Origin of the sequence: Streptomyces aureocirculatus (assembly GCF_000720475.1) — a bacterium.
Taxonomy (GTDB): Bacteria; Actinomycetota; Actinomycetes; order Streptomycetales; family Streptomycetaceae; genus Streptomyces; species Streptomyces aureocirculatus.
On record NZ_JOAP01000025.1, the window covers coordinates 99050 to 122924 of the forward strand.

At 74.7% G+C, this 23875-nt stretch carries 16 protein-coding genes and 1 pseudogene; 5 read left to right on the forward strand and 12 right to left on the reverse strand.

What is annotated here, in order from left to right; genetic code table 11:
- Positions 1-192 precede the first annotated feature (192 nt).
- Positions 193-1497 (forward strand): MFS transporter, encoded by a 1305-nt coding sequence (locus IG78_RS0123310; RefSeq protein ID WP_037702894.1) that lies wholly within the window; start codon positions 193-195, stop codon positions 1495-1497.
- On the forward strand, positions 1490-2296 hold the full coding sequence (locus tag IG78_RS0123315) for a TauD/TfdA family dioxygenase (RefSeq protein ID WP_078965358.1): 807 nt from the start codon (positions 1490-1492) through the stop codon (positions 2294-2296). The genes IG78_RS0123310 and IG78_RS0123315 overlap by 8 nt, the downstream gene beginning before the upstream one ends.
- A gap of 1099 nt (positions 2297-3395) precedes the next feature.
- Here the strand turns inward: IG78_RS0123315 and IG78_RS0123320 are convergent.
- Positions 3396-5000 carry a sensor histidine kinase gene (locus tag IG78_RS0123320; RefSeq protein ID WP_051852883.1) on the reverse strand — a complete coding sequence of 535 codons (1605 nt, stop codon included), beginning with the start codon at positions 4998-5000 and terminating at the stop codon, positions 3396-3398.
- A 131-nt stretch (positions 5001-5131) separates the two neighbouring features.
- On the reverse strand, positions 5132-6169 hold the full coding sequence (mreB, locus tag IG78_RS0123325) for a rod shape-determining protein (protein WP_030566317.1): 1038 nt from the start codon (positions 6167-6169) through the stop codon (positions 5132-5134).
- 293 nt (positions 6170-6462) lie between these two features.
- Here mreB and IG78_RS0123330 point away from each other — a divergent pair, with 293 nt between their 5' ends.
- The 3 genes and pseudogenes from IG78_RS0123330 to IG78_RS49385 all read left to right on the forward strand — a co-directional run bounded on the left by IG78_RS0123330 (position 6463) and on the right by IG78_RS49385 (position 10733).
- Positions 6463-7713 carry an MFS transporter gene (locus IG78_RS0123330; protein WP_037685905.1) on the forward strand — a complete coding sequence of 417 codons (1251 nt, stop codon included), beginning with the start codon at positions 6463-6465 and terminating at the stop codon, positions 7711-7713.
- A 771-nt stretch (positions 7714-8484) separates the two neighbouring features.
- Positions 8485-10473, forward strand: a pseudogene (locus IG78_RS42580) (S8 family serine peptidase); the annotation flags it as partial.
- A 116-nt stretch (positions 10474-10589) separates the two neighbouring features.
- A complete protein-coding gene (locus tag IG78_RS49385) occupies positions 10590-10733 on the forward strand; it encodes a hypothetical protein (protein ID WP_157855860.1) in 144 nt (47 codons plus the stop codon).
- Between the two features lie 34 nt (positions 10734-10767).
- On the opposite strand, the gene IG78_RS0123345 is transcribed toward IG78_RS49385, so the two are convergent.
- The 10 genes from IG78_RS0123345 to IG78_RS0123390 form a co-directional block, all read right to left on the reverse strand.
- Positions 10768-12294, reverse strand: coding sequence for an acyl-CoA synthetase (locus tag IG78_RS0123345; protein WP_030566321.1), 1527 nt, complete (start codon positions 12292-12294; stop codon positions 10768-10770).
- Positions 12295-12355: 61 nt separating this feature from the next.
- Entirely contained in the window at positions 12356-12985 is a 630-nt protein-coding gene (locus tag IG78_RS0123350) for a hypothetical protein (RefSeq protein WP_030566323.1), read from the reverse strand.
- Entirely contained in the window at positions 12966-13751 is a 786-nt protein-coding gene (locus tag IG78_RS0123355) for an FkbM family methyltransferase (RefSeq protein ID WP_030566325.1), read from the reverse strand. The genes IG78_RS0123350 and IG78_RS0123355 overlap by 20 nt, the downstream gene beginning before the upstream one ends.
- Before the next feature lie 92 nt (positions 13752-13843).
- Positions 13844-14146 (reverse strand): Trm112 family protein, encoded by a 303-nt coding sequence (locus IG78_RS0123360; RefSeq protein WP_030566327.1) that lies wholly within the window; start codon positions 14144-14146, stop codon positions 13844-13846.
- Positions 14146-15063: a hypothetical protein gene (locus IG78_RS0123365; RefSeq protein ID WP_037685908.1), complete on the reverse strand. Its 918-nt coding sequence runs from the start codon at positions 15061-15063 to the stop codon at positions 14146-14148. The genes IG78_RS0123360 and IG78_RS0123365 overlap by 1 nt, the downstream gene beginning before the upstream one ends.
- 14 nt (positions 15064-15077) lie before the next feature.
- Entirely contained in the window at positions 15078-15959 is an 882-nt protein-coding gene (locus IG78_RS0123370; protein WP_225882169.1) for a class I SAM-dependent methyltransferase, read from the reverse strand.
- Entirely contained in the window at positions 15956-17380 is a 1425-nt protein-coding gene (locus tag IG78_RS0123375; RefSeq protein ID WP_030566332.1) for a condensation protein, read from the reverse strand. The genes IG78_RS0123370 and IG78_RS0123375 overlap by 4 nt, the downstream gene beginning before the upstream one ends.
- Positions 17377-21894: an alpha-(1->3)-arabinofuranosyltransferase domain-containing protein gene (locus tag IG78_RS0123380; protein ID WP_063760791.1), complete on the reverse strand. Its 4518-nt coding sequence runs from the start codon at positions 21892-21894 to the stop codon at positions 17377-17379. The genes IG78_RS0123375 and IG78_RS0123380 overlap by 4 nt, the downstream gene beginning before the upstream one ends.
- Positions 21891-22610: a class I SAM-dependent methyltransferase gene (locus tag IG78_RS0123385; protein ID WP_030566336.1), complete on the reverse strand. Its 720-nt coding sequence runs from the start codon at positions 22608-22610 to the stop codon at positions 21891-21893. Before IG78_RS0123385 ends, IG78_RS0123380 begins: the two co-directional genes overlap by 4 nt.
- On the reverse strand, positions 22607-23797 hold the full coding sequence (locus IG78_RS0123390; protein WP_030566338.1) for a glycosyltransferase family 4 protein: 1191 nt from the start codon (positions 23795-23797) through the stop codon (positions 22607-22609). The genes IG78_RS0123385 and IG78_RS0123390 overlap by 4 nt, the downstream gene beginning before the upstream one ends.
- Positions 23798-23875: the final 78 nt, after the last annotated feature.

The window sequence follows — 23875 nt, forward strand, 5'->3', positions numbered from 1 at the left end:
GTGGCGACTACGCCGATACGGCAGGCCGAGAGCGAGAGCGAGAGCGAGAGCCAGAGCCAGAGCCAGAGCGAGAGCAAGAGTCAGAGGGACGGCACTGGCGCGGACGCCGACGCCGCCGCGGGCGCGGGCGCGGCGGCGCAAGCGGCGCCCGCGGCGCACGGAGGGCGCAGTGTGCTGCGGGACGTCGCCTTTCTGCGGCTCTGGTCAGGGACCACCGCCTCCGGGCTCGCGACCTGGGCGCTGCCCTTCGTCCTCGGACTCGCGGTACTCGACCACACCATCGGCGCGGCGACGCTCGGCCTGCTGCTCGCCGCCCGCACCGCGGGGTTCCTGGTCGCCGTGGCCGTCGGCGGGGTGCTCGCCGACCGGTACTCGCGGCGCGGCGTCGTCCTCTGGGCGGGCCTGGCCGCCGCGGCGGCGACCCCCCTCCTCGCCCTCGGCCTCGGCCGCTCCCTCCCGCTGATGCTGGCCGCCGCGGCGGTCGCGGGCGGGGGGCAGGGCGCCTGCCGTCCCGCCTTCCAGGCGCTCACCGCCGAGGTCGTCGACGAGGACCGGCGCCAGACCGCGAACGCCGCGATGACGCTGTCCGTACGGGCCACGAGTCTCACGGGGCCCTCGCTGACCGCCCTGCTCGCCTTCGTCCTCGACACCTGGGCGCTGCTGCTCGGGATCGGGGTGCTGTGGCTGGTCGCGGCGCTGGTGCCGGGGGCAGGGGGAGCCGGTGCGGCCACCACGGCGGAGGCCGCGGGGACCGCGAACGGCGCGGTCACCGGGAACGGCGCGGTCACCGGGAACGGCGCGGTCACCGGGAACGGCGCGGTCACCGGGAACGGCGCGGTCACCGGGAACCGCCCCTCCTTCTTCGCGGAGTTCGCGGAAGGGCTGCGCGAGGCGCGCCGGCACCCCTGGTTCCTCGCCGGTCTCGGCGCGCTGACCGTCGTCATATCCACCGGCTACTCGGCCACCGGGGTCGCCCTGCCGCTGGTCAGCCGCGACAAGTACGACACCGGGGTGGTGCTCGCCGCCGCCATGACCGCGTACACGCTCGGCGCGCTCGGCGGAGCCGTCGTCGTCGCCCGCTGGCGGCCCCGCGCCCAGGGCTGGGCCGCCCTCGCGGGCCTCGGCCTTTATGGCTTCGCGCCGCTCAGCCTGCTGCTGCCCGTGCACTGGGTGTTCGTCGTGGCCGCGTACGCGGTGGCGGGGATCGGCATCGAACTGTTCAACGTGCCGTGGTTCACGGCGACACAGCGCGAGGTCGCCCCCGACAAGCTGGCCCGGGTCTCGTCCCTCGACTTCATGCTCTCCTACGGCCTCGCACCCGCGGGCCTCGCCCTGATCGCCCCCGCCATCGAGCACTTCGGCGCCAGGCCCGTACTGGCGGTGTGCGCGGCGCTGTGCTTCGCGGCCCCCGCGGTGGCGGCCCTCGTACCGAGCGCCCGCGGGTTCTCCCGGGAGGGCGCAGGACGTGGGACCCCGAGGGAGTCGGCGCATGCCTGACGGGTCGGGTCCGCCGGGCCCGGGCGGCGCGTCCGGGGCCGCGTCCGGAGCCGGGTGCGGGATCGTGCCGCCCCGCGTCGGGGCCGAACACCCCGGTGCCGCGGCCGACCTGCTCGCCGAGCACGGTGCCGTCGTCCTTTCCGGGTACGGCGCGGGCGGCGACGAACTCGCCGTCGCCGCCGCGACCGTGCTCGGAGCGCGACTGCGCGAGCTGTTCCCGCAGCGGTTGCGGGCCTCGCGGGACGGCGGCCCCGTCCACCTCCACGCCGACAGCTTCGACGTGTCCGTGGACGTGGGCGGTGTCCCGGCCAGGCGGCGGCACCCCGACGAGGACCATGTGTTCGTGCAGTGCGTGCGGCCCGCGCCGTCCGGCGGGGACTCGTTCGCGGTGGACGCGGTCCGGTACGTGGACGGGCTCGCGGCGGCCGACCCGGAGCTGTGGTCCTTCCTCACGGGGTACGACGTCGATCTGTACGGGGCGTGGGCGGGCCTGCGCGGCCTGCCCGCGACGCCGAGGGTCGGCAGGCACGTGGAGTGGACGCGCACCGGGCGCCGCGTGGTGCGGCGCACGGACGGCGCGGTGCCGCTGCACCGGGACCCCGACGCCGACCACGTGACGGCCATGCTGACCCGCTTCACCCGGGCCGTGCACGCCCTCGAACCCGGCCTGCCGCGCTTCCGCCTCGACGCGGGCGACATCCTCGTACTGGACAACTACCGCTGCTGGCACGGGCGGGACGGGCACGCGGGGGAGCGGGCGGTACGGATTCTGACGGTGCGGAGTTCCGACGCGCGGTAGGGACACGGGGGTCCCGCGCCCGGGTCCCTGGCGTTTACGCCCGGCGCGGGGGTGGCCCCTGCGTCCGGGAACACCACGTCCGAGCGAAGCGGCACGGCGGTCGGTCCCAACGCCTGCGGGGACGGCCCCTCCCGAGGCCGCCCCCCCCGCAAGCGGGGCATGACCGCGGTGCCGGGGCGCCGGACGGCGCGGTGCTGCCTACGAGACGAAGGGCCTTGTCCCGCGGTGCGGGTGGGCCGTTCCGAGAGGGCTGCCGGTTCGGGACGCCTTCCGGCGGTGCGGGGGTTCCGTTCCGGATGCCTTCGGGCGGTGCGGGCGAATTGTGCTGGGTGCCCCCGGCGGTGCGAGTGCGCCCGTCCGGGCCTTCACGGTGCGAGCGCGCCGGTTCCGGGCTCCCGGTGGTGCGAGTGTGCCCGTCCCGGGCGTCCCCCTGCGCGAGCGTGTCCGTCCCGGGTACCCCCCTGCGCGAGTGCGCGGGCCATACGCCTGCCTTGGGCGCCGACTCCCGCCCCCGGCGGTGCGTATGCCTGCCTTGGGCTCCGACTCCCGCCCCCGGCGGTGCGAGTGCGCTCGTTCGGGGCCCTCGGCGGTGCGAGTGCGCTGGTTCCGGGCTCCCGGTGGTGCGAGTGTGCCTGTCCCGGGCGTCCCCCTGCGCGAGTGTGCCCGTCCCGGGTACCCCTCGCTGCGCGAGTGCGCGGACCATGCGCCTGCCTTGGGCTCCGACCCCCGCCCCCGGCGGTGTGAGTGCGCTCGTTCGGGCCCTCGGCGGTGCGAGTGCGCTCGTCCGGGCCCCCGGCGGTGCAAGTGTGCCCGTCCCGGGCGTCCCCCTGCGCGAGCGTGTCCGTCCCGGGTACCCCCTGCGCGAGTGCGCGGGCCATACGCCTGCCTTGGGCTCCGACTCCCGCCCCCAGCGGTGCGAGTGCGCCGGTCCGGGCCCCCGGTGGTGCGAGTGTGCCCGTCCCGGGCGTCCCCCTGCGCGAGTGTGCCCGTCCCGGGTACCCCCCGCTGCGCGAGTGCGCGGGCCATACGCCTGCCTTGGGCGCCGACCCCCGCCCCCGGCGGCCCCCCGGCGGCCCCCCGGCCCCCCCGTAACCACCCGTCAGACATGCGCGCTGCCCGCGGGCCCGGCCCCCTCCGCCGGGCCTCCGCGGCCCAGCGGGCCCCCGCCGTCGGTGAGCGGTGCCTGCCATGTCGTCGTCGTGCCTGTGCTCGTGTCGTCCGTGTCGCCGTCGTCGTACACCGTCAGGCGGACCCCCGTCCTGCCGTCGGGCAGAGCGGCGTGGGCGTCGATCGTGACGTCGACGCGGGTGACGCCGGGGCGGCGGGCGGTTGTGGCGAGGGCGCGGCGCAGGGCCCGCACCAGGCGGCTCGCGGTGGGTTCCGTGACGTGGGTGTCGAGGGCGCCGGTGAAGTGCACGGACGGCTGCACGCCGAGGAGTGCCGCCGCGCCCGCCGTCTCCTTGAGCACCTTCCCGCGCAGGGTGGTCGGCGCCTCGGCGGGCGGCTGCTGGAGGGCGAAGATGGCGGTGCGCACCTCCTGGATGGTGGACTCCAGCTCGTCCACCGCCTGGTCGAGCGCGGCCTGGACAGGTGTCGAACTGGCCCTGCGCCGCGTCGACTCCAGCATCATGCCCGTCGCGAACAGCCGCTGTACGACGAGGTCGTGCAGGTCACGGGCGATGCGGTCGCGGTCCTCGAAGACCGCGAGGCGCTGCCGGGACTGCTGCGCGTCGGCCAGGACGAGAGCGAGTGCCGCCTGCGAGGCGAACTGGGTGGCGAGGAGCCGCTCCACCGCGGTGTACGCGGGGTCACCACGGCGCCGCGGCAGGGCGAGGGTGCCGATGAGGCGGCCGCCCGCCTGTAGCGGCAGCATCATGCTCGGCCCGAAGCGGGACCGTACCCGCGTCGTCATCCGGGGGTCGGTCGCCGAGTCCTCGATGAACACCGGCTCACCGCCGAGGAGTTGTTCGAGGACGGCGCTGCCGGGCTCGATGGTGGTGCCGATGAGGTCGTTCTGCGCGGCCGCGGCGGGATGCCTGCGGCGCTCGGGCGGGAACCCCGGCAGCCCGGCGGCGGCGGCGTCGTCGGCGCCGTCCGTCGCCGCCGCCACGATCGCCATGCCACCGGCGGGCGTCGGCTGCAGGACGACGCCCGCCGCGGCGGCCGCGAGCAGCCGGGCCTGCTGTGCCACCGTCATCAGCGCGTCGGCGGCGGCCTCACCGGTCAGCAGGGCCGTGGTGACCGCCGCCGCGCCCTCGATCCAGCGTTCGCGCTGGCGGGCCGTCTCGTAGAGCCGGGCGTTGCCGATCGAGATGCCCGCCTGCCCCGCGAGAATCCGCAGCAGACCGCGGTCGCCGTCCGTGAACCCACCCGCCCCGGCCGCCGCCCCTGCTCTCAGGTCCAGGGTCCCGAACCCCTCGCCGTGCACGAGGATGGGGATGCGCAGGGAGGTGGCCTCGCCGCCGGGCTCCCCGCCGGTCCCCTCGCCGCCGCCCCCGCCCGCCGTGAACACGTCCTGCCCCCCGCCGGCCGCGGACTCCGCGACCCGCAGCGTGCCGTACCGGGCCCCGGTGAGGCGTACCGCGCCGTCCACGATGTGCTGGAGCGTGGCCCGCAGTTCGAGTTCGGTGCCGACGCTCAGGACCGCGTCCAGGAGTACCGGCAGCGGCGGCCCACCGCCGTCGCCCGTGTCGGCGTCGCTCATGTCGTCGGCGCCTCTTCCCCTCTGTCTGCCCGCCAAGACGGCTCTGTCTGCCCGCCGGGACCGCTCTGTCTGCCCGCCGGGACCGCCGGGTGGGGGCGGCGGTGCGCGGCGGCGGACCGCCCGCCCCGCGCTCAGCCCGCCAGCGGGTCGAGACCCAGCGGTTGGATCTTGCCTTCGAGCATCGCACCGAGGCCGAGCACGGCACACACGTCAGGGCGCTCCGCGATGCGTACCGGCATGCCCGTCGCGTTCACCAGCATCTGGTCGAGCCCGGGGAGCAGCGCGCTGCCGCCGACCATCATGATCCCGCGGTCCGCGAGGTCGGCCACGAGATCGGGCGGGCAGTCGCGCAGGACCTTGCCGATGCCGTCGAGCACGGCGGTCAGCGGCGTGTGGATCGCGTCGCGCACGGCGGCGGTGTCCACGTGCACGGAGCGGGCGAGGCCGGTGGCGACGTCCCTGCCGTGGATCTCGGTGGACTCAGGACCCTGCGGGGTCAGACCGTTGCCGCTGAGCGCGAGCTGGAGGGGACGTACCGACTGCGAGGGGAGCATCAGCTCGTGCTGGTGCCGCAGGTGCTGCACGATCGCGTGGTCGATGGCCTCGCCCCCGACGGGAATCCGCTCGGCCGTCACGATCGAACCGAGCGAGAGCACCGCGACCTGGGTGGTGGCGGCCCCGCACACCAGGATCATGGTGGCCTCGGGCCGTTCCACGGGCAGCCCGCAGCCGACGGCCGCGGCGATGAGCGTGTCGACCAGCTCGACCCGGCGGGCGCCGAGCCCCACCATCGTCTCGACCGCGGCCCGCCGCGCGAGCGGGTCGGCGTCGTGCGGCGTGCACGCCGCCGCCCGCAGCCGCGGCTTGCGGCGCAGCGTGCGGCGCAGCTTCTCGCCGAGGAGATGGCGCAGCATCCGCTGGCACATCTCGATGTCGACGACGGTGCCGCCGGACACCGGCCGCACCACCCGGATGTATCCGGGGGTACGCCCCGTCATCTGCTCCGCGAACTGGCCCACCGCGATCAGCGCGCCGGTCCGCGTGTTCACGGCGGCGGCACTCGGCTCGTCGACGACGAGGCCCGCGCCCTTCACGAACACCCGCGTGCGCGCGGCCCCGAGGTCGACGGCGATATGGCAGCGGCGCAACTGTTCCAGGCTGACGGTCATGGCGGATCCTCCCGAGAGCACAGACCGTGCGGACCGCCGGGCGGTGGTCCGAGACAGGACCGTCGGCCGACGGTCCTGTCTCGCATCGTGCGGCCCCCGGCCGCGGGGCGCGCGCGGAGGTGGGCCGGGCGGGGCGCCGCCGTACGGGTGAACCACGCGCGACGGGACGCCGGTTAGCATCCGGTGTGACACGAGCATCAGCGGCAGACACCCCTGACGAACAGGTCGAGCCGGGCGAAGCGGACGAACCGCCGAAGGCCGCCGACCCGCCGCCCCCCGCCGCCGGGCGGCGCATATTCGCCGACCTGACGCCCCTGCGGACCTCCGTCGACTACCGGCGGCTCTGGGTCGGCAACACCGTCTCCTGGACCGGCCAGGCCATGACGGCGCTCGCGGTGTCGCTCCAGGTGTACGACATCACCGGTTCCAGCTTCGCCGTCGGCCTGGTGGGCCTGTTCACCCTCGTACCCCTGGTCGTCTTCGGTCTGTACGGGGGCGCGGTCGCCGACACCCTGGACCGCCGCAAGGTGGGCCTGTACTCGGCGGCAGGCCTGTGCGCCCTGTCGTTCGTCCTCGCCGCCGCGGCGCTCGCCGGCTTCCACCGGGTGTGGCTCCTGTACGGCGTGGTCGCGCTCCAGGCGGTGTGCGGCGCGCTCAACGGCCCCGCCCGCTCGTCGATGATCCCCCGGCTGCTGCCGCCCGAGCAGCTCCCGGCCGCGAACGCCCTGAACTCGATCACGATGACGACGGGCACCACGCTCGGCCCGATGCTCGGTGGCGTCCTCGTGGGCCTGTGGGGCTACCAGTCGGCGTACGTGATCGACGCGGTGGCGTTCACGGCGGCGCTGTACGCGATGTGGCGGCTGCCCCCGATGCGGCCGGAGGCCGAGAAGCAGCCGGACGGCGGGACCGGGGCGGGCGGCAGACGGCGGCGCGCCTCCGTCATGGACGGTCTGCGCTTCCTCGCCACCCGCCCCAATCTGCGCATGACCTTCTTCACCGACCTGTGCGCGATGGTGTTCGCGCACCCGCGTGCGCTGTTCCCCGCGGTCGCCGTGGTCTGGTACGGCGGCGACGCGAAGACCGCGGGGCTGCTCGCGGCGGCGCCCGCCGTGGGCGCGCTGCTCGGCGGGGTGTTCTCCGGCTGGCAGGGCAGGATCCGGCGGCACGGACTCGCGATCGTGCTCTCGGTGGCCGCCTGGGGCACGGCGATCGCGGTGTTCGGCCTCACCCGCAACCTGTGGCTCGGCGTCTTCTTCCTCGCCCTCGCGGGCTGCTCCGACATGATCTCGATGGTCTTCCGCAACACCATGCTCCAGGCCGCCACGCCCGACGCGATGCGGGGGCGGTTGCAGGGCGTGTTCATCGTGGTCGTCGCGGGCGGCCCCCGGCTCGGCGACTTCCTTGCCGGGACCGTGGGCCAGGCGGTGTCGCCCCGGGTGGCGATCGTCGGGGGCGGCGTCGTGTGCGTGGTGGCGGTGGGGCTGCTCGTGACGCGGTGGCGGGCGTTCCTGCGGTACGACGCCCGCGACCCCCAGGCGTGACGGCGGCGACCGCGATCCGCAGGCCCCGGCCCCCGGCCCCGCTGTCCCGACCCGCCCACCTGGCGGGAAGCCGCCCTGGCAGCTTCCCGCCAGGCCCCGGCAACTCCCCTGCCGCACCACGCGCCTGACACTTCTTCGCAGCACCCGGGTACCGCCCCCCCGCCCGGAGCCCACGAAGAGAGGCAGCGCCGATGCCGGGACCTCCGACCGACCCCCGAGGACGCCGTGGAGCCCGACGCGGGGTCCTGCGGGCCGGACTCGCCCTGAGCCTGCTTTCCGCCGGACTCACCGCGACCGCGAGCGCGTCGGCGCCCGCGTCGAATCCCGCGTCGGTGTCGGCGCCCACCGGTTCCGTCACCACCGAGCAGCCGAAGGGCCCGAGGACCGTCACCCTCTTCACCGGCGACACAGTCACCGTCACCCCGCTCGGCGGGGGCAGGCAGACCGTCACGGTGGACCGGCCGCGCGGCGCGAACGGCGCCGTGCGCACCGAGGTCACCGGCGGGCGGATCACCGTCGTACCGGACGAGGCGCGCCCCTATCTGCGGGCGGGCGTCCTCGACAAGCGATTGTTCGACGTGTCGGAGCTGCTGCGGCAGGGCGCCGCGGGGCGCGGCGCGGAGAAGGTGCGTTCGCTGCCGAGCGTGCGCGGCCTTGCGATCGAGGCGGCCGCGGGCACGGCGTTCTGGCGCTCCCTCACGGGGGCCGGGAGGGAGGGGAGTGCCGAGCGTGCCGGGCAGGGCTGGCGCGGGGGCACGCCGGACGCGGCCTCCGTGGGTGCGCACCGCGTTCGGCCTGGTCAAGGAGGAGGAGCGGTACACGCTCACCGTCAGGGTCAAGGACCGCGACGGCGCGGCCACCCCCGCGGACCTGGTCGTCAAGGCCCTGACGCGGGGCGCGGACGCCCATCCCGCCACGGTCGGCCCGTCGGGCGAACTGGAACTCCGCCTCGCGCCCGCCACGTACGCCCTGTCCACCTTCTTGGACGTACGTGGTGCGCACGGCAAGGACTCCCTCGGCCTCGGCTTCCTGGCCGCGCCGGAGGTTCGCCTGGACCGCGACCGCGAAGTGACGCTCGACGCACGCGAGTTGCGCGAGATCAAGGCCGAGGTCCCGCGCCGCAGCGAGACCCGTCAGCTCCTCATGGAGTTCGACCGCACCGCGAACGGCTCGGCCTACCAAGGTGCCGTGCAGGTGCCGGTGAAGTACGACAGCGTGTTCGCGGCACCGACCGACAAGGTGCGGGATGGCCGCTTCGAGTACCGCACGGTGTGGCGCCTCGGCAAACCCCTCGTCGACGTCGAGGGCCTGACCGCGGGCGCGGCGCTCGCGCAGCCGGGAGGCACCCTCATCGAGGGCCGCAGCCACTTGCGGCTCATCGACGCGGGAGACGGCACCCCGGCCGCGTACGAGGGCAGGAACGTCCGCGGAAAGGCGGCCGTCGTCCGCCGCACGGGCGCGGCGGACCGGCCCACCCCCGCCCAACTCGCGCGGACCGCGCAGGAAGCGGGCGCCAAGGCCCTCTACGTCACCGACGGCGTACCGGGCCGCCTCAACGCCTGGTTCGGCACGGACGCCAACGAGGACCGGCCGTTGCAGATCGCCACCGTGAACGCGGCGGACGGCGCGAAGCTGCGGGCGGCGGCGCACGCGGGCCGCTCGGTGTCGTCCACGGGCACGACGTACACCCCTTACGTGTACGACCTGGAGGACGGCCACACGGGCGCCGTCCCGCCCCGCGACCTGACGTACGCACCGCCCGCACGCGAACTGGCCGTGGTGGACACGTCCTTCCACGCCCCGACGAGCCGGACCGAACCCGCGCCCGGCGGCGAGTTCCGTTACTCCCTCACCGACACCTTCACCGTCGGCCTCGGCTTCCCGGAGAAGGTCTCCTACCCGGCGCGGCGGACGGACTACGTGGCCGCGGGCGAGGGCCGCCGCTGGCACGAGTCGCTGCGCTACGGTCCCGACGCCCTGGAACAGCGCAGCGGCCTGGTCGCCCACCGCCCGGGCGAGCGCGTCACGCTCGACTGGTTCCGGCCCGTGTGGCACCCCTGGCTCGGCACCGGGCTGAGCTGGGGCCAGCGGCGCAGCGGCAACGACCTCGCCTTCAACGTGCCCGGCTGGGGCGACTCCGGCCCCGACCACACCGGCTTCGGCGACGTCTGGAACGACGACTCCATGACCCAGACCACCGCCGTCCACGCCGACGGGCAGCTCCTCGACCGCAGGACGGGTTCCGGCGTGCACGTGTGGGACGCCGCCCCCCAGGAGCGCACGTACAAGGTCGAGACCGACACCACCCTCGACCCCGCCCGCTGGCGCCTCGCCACCAGGGCGCACTCCGAGTGGACCGTCCGCTCCGCCCGCACCCCCGCCGACCGCAAGACGTTCCTGCCGATGCTCAACCTCGGCTTCGACGTCCCCACGGACCCGCACGGCGACGTACGCGGCGGACGGACCCTGCCGGTCCGCGTCTTCGCCGAGTACGTGCGCGGCGCCCCCGACACCGGCCGCATCGGGTCCGCCGCCCTGGAGGTCTCCTACGACGACGGCAGGACCTGGCGGCACGCCCCCCTCGCCCGCACCGCCAAGTCGGCTTTCTGGCGTGTCGAGTTGAAGGTTCCGCGCGGGGCGGAGGCGATTTCCTTCCGGGCGGCGGTGCGGGACGACCGGGGCGGGTCGGTGCGGCAGGAGATCGTGCGGGGGGTGGGGGTGCGGCGGCCCGACAACAGCCCTGCACCAATTCGGGTTTGATGCGGCAGAATTCCCGTGTCTGTGGCAAGGATTTTTGTGGAAGTCCTCTAACCTGAAGTCAAGCAGCGCGCTGATCCGTGCATCGAGTCCGGCCGGTACCAGGGAGAGGGTCAGCCATGGAAGTCGACCACAGCATCCCCGCACTGGACATCCGCATCGGCGGATTTCGCATGACCCTGCAGCGCATTCCCCTACGGTTCCTCGCGGCCGTGGGAACGTGCGCGGGATCGGTACTCGCGGCGTGGTTCACCACGCGCTGACAGGGCGTTCCGGACGAGGCGTTCCGGACGGGGCTCAGCCCGCGGTCAGTGAGCGCTTCAGGACCTTACCCATGTCGTTCCGCGGCAGCGCCGCCACATAGTGGACGACCCGCGGGCGCTTGTGCGGGGCGAGGCGGGCCGTGACGTGGGCGGCGAGGTCGTCGAGGGACGGCGGGTCATTCGGGTCGGCGGGCGCGATCCAGGCGACGACGCGTTCGCCGAGGTCGGGGTCGGGTTCGCCGGTGACGGCGGCCTCGCGGACGCCGCCGAGTTCGAGGAGCGCGTTCTCGATCTCGCCGGCGCCGATCTTGTAGCCCCCGCTCTTGATGAGGTCCGTCGCCTTGCGGCCCACGATGCGTACATAGCCGTCGGTGCCCCGTACAGCCATGTCGCCGGTGCGGAACCAGCCGCCGGGGGCGAACGCGGCGGCGGTCGCTTCGGGGCGGTTGAGGTACTCGGTGAACAGGTTCGGGCCGCGGACCTGGATCTCGCCCACCGCCTCCGGGTCGTCGCCGGGGAGTTCGGTGTCCGCCTCGTCGACGAGGCGGAGTTCGACGCCGGGGAGCGGGACTCCCACCGTGCCCGCCCGCGGTTCGCCGTCCGCGCGGACGCTGGTGTTCATCAGCGTCTCCGTCATGCCGTACCGCTCCACGACACGGCGGCCCGTCGCGGACGCGATCCGCTCGTGGTCGTGGACGGGCAGCGCCGCCGAGCCGGAGACCAGGAGGCGCGCCCCTGCCAGGGCCTTCGCCAACTCCGGTCCGGCGGGCAGCGCTTCGGCGAGGCGGTGGTACATCGTCGGGACGCCGAACAGCATCGTGGCCCCGCCGCCCAGTTCACGGGCCACGCCCTCGGTGTCGAAGCGGCCCAGGTGGCGCAGTGAGCCGCCGCGGCGCAGCGGGCCGATGACGCCGAGGATCAGTCCGTGGACGTGGAAGAGGGGCAGGCCGTGGACGAGTACGTCGTTACCGGTCCACCCCCACGCGTCCGCCAGCGCGTCCAGGGTGGCGGCGAGGGCACGTCGGGGCAGGACCACGCCCTTGGGCGGTCCCGTCGTACCGGAGGTGTAGACGATCAGGGCGGGGGTCTCCGCCCCGGCGGGCCCGGGCGAGGCAGGGCGCGGCGCCTCCACGTCCAGGCGCGCAGCCGCTCGCGGTGCCTCCGTGTCCAGGCGCACTGCCGCTCGCGGTGCCTCCACGTCCAGGCGCACATCCACCCGTGGCAGCCCCGCGAGGCGCCGCGGCAACACGGCCCCCTCGGCCACGAGTACCGCCGACGGCTGGCAGTCCCGCACGATGTGGTCCAGTTCCGCATCCCCCGACTTCGGGTTGAGCGGCACCGCGGGCACCCCGGCGAGGAGGGCCGCCACCACGCCCACCGCCGTTTCGAGGGTGGGCGTCGCCCAGACCGCCACGCGGGCCGCCCCGGCCGCGCGGAGACGGGCGGCCAGTGCGCCCGCGGCGTCGGCCAGTTCGGCGTACGTGAGGGCACGATCACCGAAGCGCAGGGCGGGTGCGTCCGTCGGGGCCGTCAGGGCGGGAAGGAGGGGCTCGGGTTCCACGTGTCGTACTCCTCGTATGTACTCAGTGCCTGCACGGCGACCCGATGGGAGCGTTACGTCGCTAAAGGTGACCTTCCCCCCACGACACCCGCTGCAACAACCCCCAAGTGAACTCCGCTACGCAGCGCCGCCCCGCCCCCGTCTCCGCGTCCGGCGCGGTGAAAGTCAGGCGCCAGCGGGTCGGTGCCGTGCCCTCCAGGGGGCGGGCGGGGGCGAAGGCGCGGGCGGCCTCGTCGACCGTGCAGGACCAGGGGGTGAGGTCGGCCGTGGTGCGCAGGGGCGGGCCCGGGGTGCCGGGGGCGCGGATCAGCCACTCGTTCCACACCGCGGCCTTCGGTCCGAGGAGCACCTCGAAGCGCAGGTCGGGCCAGAGCGGCACCGGCCACAGGAGCGCCTCGCACTCCAGGTCGCCGACGCGCCGGGTCGCCGTCGACTCGGGCGGGCCGAGGACGGAGCGGTAGCGGGAGACGGCGGCGCGGCCGCCGCGGGCGCGCAGCATCGCCTGCCAGCGGCGGTTGGCCTCGCGCATGTCCGCCACGGACACCCCGAGCTGGTGCCTGGCGTCCTCGACGAGGCCCGGGTTGTGGTCGGCCATGCGGCGCAGCAGGACCAGTTGGAAGTCGAGCGGCGTGAAGGGCGCGGGCGGTCCTGATCCGGGACCGGCGGCGGAGCTAGCGGGCATGCGCTCCATGGTCCCGCACCGCGCGGTCCCCCGGGCGCCGCCCGTCCGGCAGGAAGAGCACGGAGTTCACGTACCGTGGCCGCGGGATGAGGACGCGGCGCAGCAGGCCCTGCGTGACCACGTACGAAGTGGCGCGCTGGTGGGCCTCCAGGTCGAAGGCGTCCAGGGGCACCCAGGTGTGCGAGGGCAGCACCCAGCCGCGGTAGCCGTGCCTGTCGGCGAGGTGGTCGACGACCGGCGCCACGGGCTGGATGCGGGCCTCCAGCTCGACGAAGAGCGCGGGCCGGTCCCGGTCGAGTAGGGTGCGGGCGCCGTGCAGGACGGGCAGCTCGTTGCCGTCCACGTCGATCTTGATGAAGTGCACGTCGCGCAGGCCGAGTCCGTCCAGGGTCAGGCACGGCACGTCCAGGGCCGTCGCGTGCACGTCGTCCCTGCGCACCAGCGAGGACACCCCCCGGTCGCCCCGGTCGCCGTGCGGCAGCCAGAGCCGGGCCGTTCCTTCGCGGTCGCCCGCCGCGGCCCGGATCACCCGGACGTTGGCGGGTGTGGCCGCGGCGAGCAGGGCCGCCAGATGCGGGACGGGCTCGACCGTCACGACCCGGCGCGCCTTCCCCGCGAGGCGGCGCGACCAGGGCCCGTACCAGCCGCCGACGTCCACCGCGGTGCCGCAGCCCGGCGGGCAGAGGTCGTCCAGGCGGGCCAGTTCGGGTTCGAAGCGCGGGTAGACGAAGCTGGCCGCGGCGGCCACGGCACGGGTGGGCAGCCGGGGCGCGATACGGGCGGCGAGGGTCTTGCGCGGAGCGTTCCCGCCACGGCCGCTCCCGCCACGGCCGCTCCCGCCCGGGCCGCTCCCGCGCGCACCGCCCGTCACGACGAGATCCGCTTCAGGAGGCGCTCGTGCTCGTCCTCCGGGACCTGTTCACCGGAGGAGGGCAGGAGCTGCGGTATGCCGTCCACGATCGGGTAGCGGCGGCGCAGCCGCGGGTTGTAGAGGGCCTGCTCGGGCGTGGCGGCCGCGGAAGCGGGGCCGGGGCCCGGGCCCGCCGCCGGGGTCACGTCGCGGGCCTCGCCCACGTTGTCGAGTACCTGCTCCTCGGGTTCGAGCAGGACAAGGGGGCCCTTGTCCAGTGGGCAGGCGAGGATCTTCAGAAGGGGGTCGTCGGGATTCATCAGGGGAGCAACTCCTTGGGGGCGGGGCCGGGTTCGGTGGCCGGGGCGGGCGGCGGCGGGTCGTGCTTGGGCATCACCAGGAGCACCGCCACCGCGAGCGCCGTCCCCGAGACCCGCAGCGCGAGCCGCACCGGGTCGTCGGGCAGCGCCTCACCGAACGCGAGCGTCCCGAGGACCGCGGTGAACAGCGACGTCACCGTCGTGCACACCGGCACGATCAGGGACGCGCGGCACCGCTGGAGCGCCGCCTGCGACATGATCAGGCCGAACACACCGGTGCACAGCAGAAGGTAGGGGTAGGGGGAGCGCAGCAGGTCGACGAGGGCGCCGCCGATCCCGTCGGAGGTGAGGTGGCTGGACACCCCTTTGATCGCCAGGGAGCTCACCCCGTACAGCAGGCCCACGGCGACGCCGTACTCCACGCCGGTCGTGGGCTGCCGGTGCCTGCTGCGCGTACGGCGCTCGGCGGACGCGTACAGCCACAGGCCGAGCGCGAGGGACGGCAGGCACACGGTGAGGACGAGGGGCGCGGGCGCGTCCTCGCCCACGGTGTCCGTGCCCTCCTTCAGGGAGAGCACGACCATCAGGAGCGCGAGAAGGATCGCGCCGACCGCGTACCGCTCACGCCCCGACGTCCGCTCGCCGAGCAGCACCGCGGACAGGAGCAGGAGCAGCACCAGACCGGAGACGAAGATGCCCTGGGCCGCCGCGATCGGCAGGGTCCGGTAGACGACGAGCTGCGCGCCGAAGCCCGCCGCGAGGGCGAGGGAACCGCCGATCCACAGCGGGCTTGAGATCACCTGGCGCAGCAGCCGGGCCGGTTGCCGGACGCTGACCGACGGCATCGCGGTGAGGGCCCGCTTCTCCAGGACGAATCCGGTGCTGTAGAGCAGGTTCGCGAGCAGCGCCGCGGCCACCCCCCACCACATGGCTACGCCTTTCGGGCGTGCAGCAGCAGGATGGACGCGGCGCCCGGCACGGCGCACGCGATCCTGTCCAGGGCGCGCAGCGGCCGTGGCACGCCGTGGAAGGGGGCGCCCGCGAGCTTGACGACGTCGAAGCCGGACGCGGCCACGAACTCCCGCAGCGCCCGGGCGGTGTAGAGCCGCAGATGCCCGACGACCTCACGGCCGGGGCGGCCGTGGATGCCGCGCAGACTGACCTCGGAGAACACCGGCTGCACGCCCGCGAGCAGCAGCCCCCGGTTGTACCAGGCCGCCAGGTTGGGCGTGGACAGCATCAGATGCCCGCCGGGCCGCAGGACCCGGCGCAGTTCGTCGAGCGCGCTGTCGGGGTCCACGAGGTGTTCGATGACCTCGCTGAACAGGACCGCGTCCGCCGCGCCGTCGGCGAACGGCAGCCCGCCGTCGCCGAGTTCGCCGCGTACGACGTACGGCAGATGCCCGCCCGCGCGGCGCAGCGCGTCCTGGGACCAGTCGACGCCGACGACACGGTGCCCGGCGAGCAGCGGCGCGGCGACGCGGGCCGCGCTGCCGTCGCCGCAGCCGATGTCGAGGACGACGCGGGCGCCGCGCGTCGCCGGGCCGAGCGCGTCGGCGAGCATCCGGGCCTGGCGCAGGCTGCGGGCGGCACCGGACGCGACGGGCACGTCCGGGTTCTCGTAGAAGTCCCGCAGGTGGCGCGGGCGCGCGGGCTCCTCCCGGGTGCGGGGCGCGGTGTCAATGCTTCCGGTGCTTCCGGTGCTTCCGGTGCTTCCGGTGCTTCCGGTGCTTCCGGTGGTGCCGGTAGCCCCGGTGCTTCCGGTAGCGCCGGTGGTGCCGATGCTTCCGCTGCTTCCGGTGACAGCCGTCATGAGCCGCCGCCCCCCGTGGTCGGCTGGAGGTCCTGCGTGGCGTGCAGATAGCGCTCGAAGAGGTCGCGCAGGCGGGCGCCGTCACCGTGGCTGAGCAGCGTCCTCGACCAGCGCAGGGCCAGGTGCAGGCGGCCCGCGGTGGACGCGGTCGTCACGGTCAGGCCGCGCGGCATGCGGGCGGGCGCGGAGAACCACACCGCGGTCGCGGCCCCGGCGTCCCCGAAGTCGAGGGCGTAGGGCACCCGGCCGATGTTGCTGAGCAGCGTCGTCGAGGTCCAGGGCGCGGCGGCCCTGCGCAGCCCGCGGGTGAGGGCCGCCCGCAGCGCCACCGGGACGACGGGCGCCGTGAGCAGCGCGGCGCCGTGGCCGAGCTGCGGCCGTGAGAGCGCCTTGAGGGCGCGGGTGCGGTCGGAGGTGCGGCGCAGGAGCTCCCGGATCTCAGCGGGCCGCAGGTCCTCGGGCCCAAGGACCCGCGGGCCCCGGGCCCCGCCCCGGCCGCCGCCCGCCCCCATCGGCAGCAACTCGTCCGCGGCGAACGGCACTTCGACGAGGCGGGTGCCGTTCCCCATGGGCATCGTCATGTCCCGCGGGCGGTCGTCGACGGGCATGGTGATGCGCAGCGGCTTCGGCTTCGCGCCGTGTTCCCGGTTCCAGTGCGCGATCATCAGGGCGGTCGCGACCATGAGCTGGTCGTTGACGGTGTACGGGGCTCCCTTGGGGCGGCGGGGCACCGGCAGCTCGGCGACCAGCATGCCGTTGCCCGCGGATCGTTCGGGAGTGCCGTGGGCCACCCGCGCGGGCGCCGCCCACGGCGACCCCGCACCGGCCGCCCGCGGTTCGGGCGCGCCGGTGGTGTCCGCGGCCACCGGGGCGCGGGTCGGCGGCGCCGCGGGCGCGTTGTCGCGGCCGCCGTACAGCTCGGCGGCGGTGGCGAGGACCCGCAGACAGGCGGGGCCGTCGAGGGCGGTGTGGTTGATGGTCAGGAACAGCACGCAGGAGTCGCCGTCGGCCGTCGGGTCGGCGACGACCTCCAGGCGGATCGGCGGGGACGCGGTGAGCGGCGGCGCGTCGCGCAGGGCCCGCTCCCTGGCGCGCTTCAGGGCGTCCCGCTCGGGCGCGGGGAAGCCGACCACCTCCACGTCGGGCCCGTCGGTGAGCTCCCACTCGTAGCGGCGCCGGTACCAGGAACCGCGCGCCTCCCGCACGAGGATCCGCGGATGGCGCCGCAGGGCCTCGCCGAAGGCCGCCCGCAGGCGCCCGGGGTCGGGGGTGCCCGGCAGGTGCACCTCGATGTGGACGGTCTCCGGCTCCTGCTCCTGCAGGCAGTGCCGGGACACCTCGTCGACGACGGGGAACGGCACCCGGCGCGGCGGGCGGCCGGGGCCCTCCGCACGCCGTGCCGGGTTCTCCAGGGCGGTCATGGCGCGCTGTCCTCTCCCGGGCGGGGTTCCTGTGCCGGACGGCTGCCCCGTATCCGGCGAGTGCCCTCGTCGGGGGTCTCCGACGCGGGGCCGTCGGCCCGGCCCGCGTCCGTGCCGTCAGCCGGGTGCGGGCCGTCAGCCGGGTGCGGGCCGGCGGCCTGCCCGGGCGTGTCCTTGCGCAGGGGGTCGGGGCCGCGGGCGGAGAGGGTGGGACTCGCGGCGTACGGGGGGACGTTCAGGGACGTCTCCCGCGCACCGGCACCGGGCGCGGCGCCCGGTCCGTCGTCACCTTCGTCCTCGCGCGTGCGGTGCGGCAGTGGCGGCGGCACGGGCGGGACGCCGTGCGCTCCGGGAGCACCCGGACCCGCGCTGCCGGCCGTCGCGGTCGCGGCGACCGGCTCCCGGCCGCTCACAAGGGCCGCGAACAGCGCGATGAACGCGAGGACCTGGGCCGTGTGCCCGAAGGCGCCCTCGTCCGCGGTCGTCGCCTCGCCCGCGCCCGTCGCGGCGGCGACACCCGCCGCGGCCATCGCCAGGAACGCGACCGGCACGAGGAGTGCGTGCCGCTTCCGGGCGAGGAGGGCGAGCGCGGGCACGAGGAGCGCGAACCAGCCCGCGACGACCACGCCGACCAGGGTCAGCGCCACCGTGCCGAGCACGAGTCCCGGCGCGGGCGGAGCCAGGTCGGGGCCGTCCGGGTTCGGGTGGCGGCGGCGCACGAACACCAGGCCCACCAGGGCGAGGACGCCCACACCGCCGCCGATGAGCCCGGCCTCGTACGCCGTGGACGGCTCGTAGGTCAGCTTGACGGTGCCGCCGCCGCCGGCCGGGACCAGCCAGCCCTGCTGCCAGCCGTCGAGGCGGACCGAGCGCAGCTCCTTGCCGTTCAGGGTGGCCTTCCAGCCGTCGTTGACGTTCTCGTACGTCGTCAGGTACGAGGCGGCGCCCGCCCCGACCGTCAGCTCGCGCCGGTCGCCCAGCCAGTCCTTGGTCTTCATCTCGCGGGTCGCGGTGTCGACGCTGCCCGGGGTGCCGTGGGTGAGGCTGATGTCGGTGACGGCGAGCGCGCCGCCGTCACCCGCCTCCACGCGGTGCTGCCCGGCACTGAGGTCCAGGGACGTCAGCCGCTCGTTGTCGTCGCACAGGGTGAGCTCGACGGGCCGCCGCTCCACCAGGTCACGCACGGTGCCCTTGGCGCTCGTCGCGTACAGCTTGCCGTCGACGGACACCGCGGGGCCCTCGCCGCAGTCGAGTGCGAAGGTGCGGCTCGGCTTCGGCTGCTCGGTGCGGAACTGGTCGAGCGCCGGTATGTAGGCCTCGGTGAGGCCCACGGGCAGTTGCAGCTTCTCGTCCGCGATCGGGTTGTGCAGGGTGAGCGGCGCCGTCTTCGTGATCGTGACGTCGATGCGGTCGGTGTTGATCGGCTCGAAGCGGGCGACGCCGTTCTCGTCGACCCCGGCCGTCGCGGCGCCGTCCGGCGAGCTGATCTCGATCTTCGTGGGCCGTGTCGACAGGCCGCCCGCGGGCGGCAGCACGATCTCGCCGACGGGCACCTTGCCGGGCCACCGCAGATGGACGACCGGCCGGTCACCGGCGATCCACGCGGTCGTCAGGTCGCCGTCGGTGAGGTTGCGTGCCGAGAGCCCGCCCAGGTCGGACGTGGAGTCGGCGCTCGCGATGATCTGCCGGCGCTGCTCGGGCGCCACCTTGTAGAGCAGTTCGTCCAGGGCGCCACCGGGCACCGCGACCGCGCTCGCCTTCACCTTGTGACTGCCGTCGGCCGTCGTGGTGAAGCGGCGGTGCAGGCCTGCCTCGGCGGTCACCGGGGAGAGACCGCTCCGGTCGGCGGAGCGGTGCATGGAGTACGTCGTGGCGTCGGCGTCCGCGCCGTCGGTGCCCGCGACGTCGGCGGGCATCCGCAGCAACTTGGTGACCTGCACCTTGGGGATGCTGATCTCCGCGAACCCGGCGCCGGTCAGGCCCTCGTTCGCGGCCTCGGAGTCCAGGATGGTCAGCTTCAGCCAGTCCGAGTCGCCCGCCTTGGCCTTGACGCGCTGCGTGGAGCCGTCGGCGCGCAGATAGGTGACGGCACTGCCCTGTTCGGTCTCCACGCGCACCTTCGTCGGCGCGGCCCGCACCCCGCTCTGGGGCAGCGGCGTCACCTTGAACGACGACGGGATCGCGGTCTTCCTACCGAACTCCGCCTTGATCCACTCGTCGTCCGGGCTGCCCGTGCCGCCCTCCGCCCAGGCGGTGCCGGGGTTGCCGTCGAAGGCGTTCACCGGGTCGTACTGCGGCAGGTGGAACAGCCAGTTGCCGTAGCTGGACGCCGTCACCGACCGGGCGCCGCGCAGCTCGGCCGTCGTCTGGTGCTTGACGCCCTTGGTCGGCAGGATCTGGCGCGGCTTCGCGCCGGGGTCCTGGGCCGCGTCGGGCGCGTTCTTCTCGTCCTTGGTGTACGGGTACGACGTGTTGGTGTTGACCAGGCCGAAGCGGGTGTCGGAGCGCCGCAGGCCGTCACCGACCGCCTGTAGCCCCGGCGGCGAGCCGAGCCCCGGGTGGTTGTCGCCGGTGAGCACGGCGGGCCGGTCCCGCATCTCGGGGTCGGCGGACAGCGGGAGCAGTGCCTCGGGCCCGCCGCTGACCACGGCCGTGTTGGACACCGGCTTCAGGGCGGCCTGGCCGGGGCGTTGGGCACCCTTGCCGGGCGCGTAGATCTCCACCGCGCGCTGGCGCGGGTACAGGCCCTCGACCTGTACCGGGGTGTCGTCGGCGATCCTGCCGCCGGTCTCGGTCGGGCCGAACCCGGTGACCCGCCGGAACCCGGACTGCTCCAGGGTGCGCTTGACGGTCGCGGTGGGGACGTAGCCGACCTGGTCGGGGTCGAGGTCGTTGCGGACGACGACGTAGTACAGGCCTGCCCGGGTCAGATAGTCCTGAAGTCCCGGGACCTGTCCTCCGGTCATCAGGGCCTGCTCGACGGCGTCCATGGCGCGCCGGTTGCCCTTGGTGCCGAACGGCACATAGTCGCGCTGCGCCCAGCGGGATTCCGCGAGCACGTCGAGGGGCTGGTCGATGGGGGAGCCCCAGGTGTAGATGCCGTGCGCGGTCGCGGGCACGACGAGGGCGCGCGAGTCGGGGGAGTACTTGTCCAGCCAGTCGGCCGTCGCCTCCCAGTGGTTCGGCAGCTTCTTGAACGAACCGGGTTGCAGGATCGAGCCGTTCAGATACGGCCAGGCGAGCCCGGGAAGCACCAGCACGGCCGCGATCAGGGGCGCGTACCGCCGCCCCCGCACCGGCCTGGCCCCGCGCGCCCGCGCCGCGACGCCCGCCAGGTGCGCGAGACCGAGCGCGAGGGCGAGCGCGAGGCCGGTCTGGAACTTGTAGATGTTGCGGAACGGTACGAGTCCGCCGTCCAGCCAGTCCTGCACCGTGCCGTGGAACGGGCCGCCGAACGCGCCGCCGTACCCGGCGAGGGTCAGCAGCACGACACAGAGCACCGTGAGCACGAGCCAGCGCCGCTCCGGCAGGTCACGGCGGGCGAGCCCGGCGAGGCCGAGGGCCGCCGCGAGGGCCGAGCAGACGATGGTGACCACCGCCGTCACCACGGTCCACCCCGCGGGCAGCCAGGCCTCGCCGAAGTGCAGGTACGCCACCCAGTTGCCGGCGCCGCGCAGCGTCTCGGTGGCCGACATGGTGCCCGTGGTGGTGGCCGCGTTCTCCACGTACGGCAGGAAGTTCTCGCCGTAGAAGCCGAGCAGGAGCAGCGGCACCACCCACCAGGCGGTGGCGAGGACGACGCCGGGCACCCACCAGGTGATCAGCTTGCGCTTGCGCGGCCCGTTCGGCCGCGACAGCAGGTACAGGGCCACCGGAAGCAGCGACGCCAGCGTGGACGCCGCGTTCACACCGCCCATGAACGGGATGAAGAGCGCCGAGCGGAACGCCGCGATCCGCGCGGTCACGCGGTCGTTGGTGAGCGGAAGCAGCACCCACGGCAGGAACGCGCCGGGCAGTGCCGCGGCGGACGTGGAGCCGACCACCACGGTGAACGTCGGCCACAGCGCGTACACCACCGCGCCGAGCAGCCGCGAGCTGTGGCTGCCGATCCGCAGTCGCTCCGCGAGCCGCAGCGCACCCCAGAAGGCGACCGCGACGATCAGTGACATCCACAGCCGCTCGGCCAGCCACACCGGAAGCCGCACGGCGTCCGCGAGGCCGTAGAACGGCAGCATCGGGAAGGCGTAGCCGATGTACTGGTCCTGGATGCCGCCGAAGCCGCCCCGGTCGTGCCAGAGCTGGCCGAGGTCGGAGAGGAACTGCCAGGGGTCGACGGCGACACCGAGTTTGGTGTCGAAGGTCATCCGCCCCGGTTTGACGGCGAGGAAGCATACGAGGACCACGGCCCAGAACCCGAAGAGCCAGCGCCGTGAGCGCGGCCCTCCTTCGGGCTCGGGAACGACCGCCGTCGGCTTGAGTGCCGCCGGCGGAGGGGCCTGGACCGTGCTGGTCATGGACACCGCCTGAGGATGAGGAGGAGGTTCCAGGTGGCGACTTCGCGCACACCCGGCACCTTCGTCACCGTCTCGGCCCAGAACGGCCAGTAGCGGGAGCGGGCCGTGACGACATGGACGTCGCCGCGGGCCCGCACCTGTCTGAGCGTGGATCCGACATGGTGGACGAAGAGGTTCTCGCCGAGCGTGTGCTTGGCGGTTCTTCCGGTACGGCGCTCGTAGCGGGCGCGGGCCCGCTCGGCGCCGAAGTAGTGCCAGGGCGCCCACTCGTGGCCGCCCCAGGGTGAGTACCAGTTGGTGAACGCCACATAGATCAGGCCGCCGGGGCGGGTGACGCGCACCATTTCGCTGAGGAAGGTCTGGGGGTCGTCGACGTGCTCAAGGACGTTCGAGGAGAACGTGACGTCGGCGACGCCGGACGCGAGGGGCAGCAGATAGCCGTCGGCGACCACGGCGCCCTCCGGCGGCTTCGCGCCCAGCTCCCGCGGGTCCGGTTCGAAGAGATAGGCCTGCGCGCCGCGCCTGCGGAACTCCTCGGTGAAGTATCCGCCGCCGCCGCCCACGTCGACGACCACCCGGTCCTTGACGGGCAGGTGCCGCTCGACCTGGTCGGCGGCGTCGCGGGCGAGCAGCGCGTAACACCGCTCGGGCTCCTGCTGTTCCCGCAGGAAGGCCCGGAACAGGGTCACGGAGCGGCGCAGCGAAGGGTCCTTCACGCAGACCCCTTCGTCGCCTTCACCGGCGGCTTCACCGACGGCTCGTGGGCGGCGACGGCCTCCGCGGCCACCGCGCGGAACTGGCGCACCGTGTTCGTCCAGCGGAAGGACGCGGCACGTTCCGCCGCGGCCTTGCCGAAGGACCGGCGCCGCTCGGCGCTGAGCGCGAGTGTGCACCAGGCGGCGGCGAACGCGCTCTCGCCGCCCGCGAGCAGCCCGGTCACGCCGTCCTCTATCGAGTCGCGCACGCCCGGTACGTCGAAGCCGATCGCGGGCGTCCCGCGGGCCGCGGCCTCGGTGACGACGAGCCCCCAGCCCTCGACGGCCGAGGGGTGCAGGAGCAGCCACGACTCGCACAGCAGGCGGTGCTTCTCGGCCTCGGAGACATGGCCGGTGAACTGCACACCGGGGCCCGCGAGCCGTTCGAGGCGGGCCCGCTCGGGCCCTTCGCCGACGATCACGAGGCGGCCCCCGGTGACCGGGCGGACCCGCTCCCAGAGCCGCAGCAGCAGATCGACGCGCTTGTACTCGACGAGCCTGCCCATGGCGAGGAACAAAGGCTCGTCCGACCGCTCGTGCAGCGGCCCGGGCTCCTCGACGCCGTTGTGCACGACCCGTATTCGATCGCGGTCGACGCCCAGGTCCCGCAGCGCCGTCGCGGTCGACTGCGACACGGCGACCAGCAGGTTGCCGCGCTGCGCGCCGGTGAGCGCCCAGTGCTCAAGGCGCCTGCCGAGGCGTGCGGCCGGGGCGAGAGGGCCCTGGAAGCGCATCGACCACAGCTCGGTGTGGACGTGGTTGACCAGGCACAGCGTGGGGCCGCGGTGCCACAGCGGGGCGAGGTAGGGCATACCGTTGCAGACCTCGACCAGCAGGTCGCAGTCACCGATCTGGCGGGTGAACGCCGAGCGGGCGCGCAGGTAGTGACCGAGGTCGCCGCCCGCGGACACCACCCGGTAGTCGCGGTACGCGGCCGGGCCGCCGCACAGCAGGGTGACCTGGTGGCCGTGTCCTGTCAGGCCGTCGGCCAGTCGGTCGACGAGCAGTTCGGAGCCGCCTGCGGCCGGGTTTCCCAGGTCACGGCGGGCGAGGAAGGCGATCCGGCGTGGTTGTGGGGGGAGCGCCGCAAGGGGCCGCGCGGGCCGCGGTGCGGCCGGGCGCAGCGGCGACGGCACGTGCTGGGGCATCGGTGCTCCAACTCGTCTCGGGGTGCGGAACCGTGGGGGCGAACAGGGAAGGTCGGACGGGTCCGGGGTGGGGCCCGG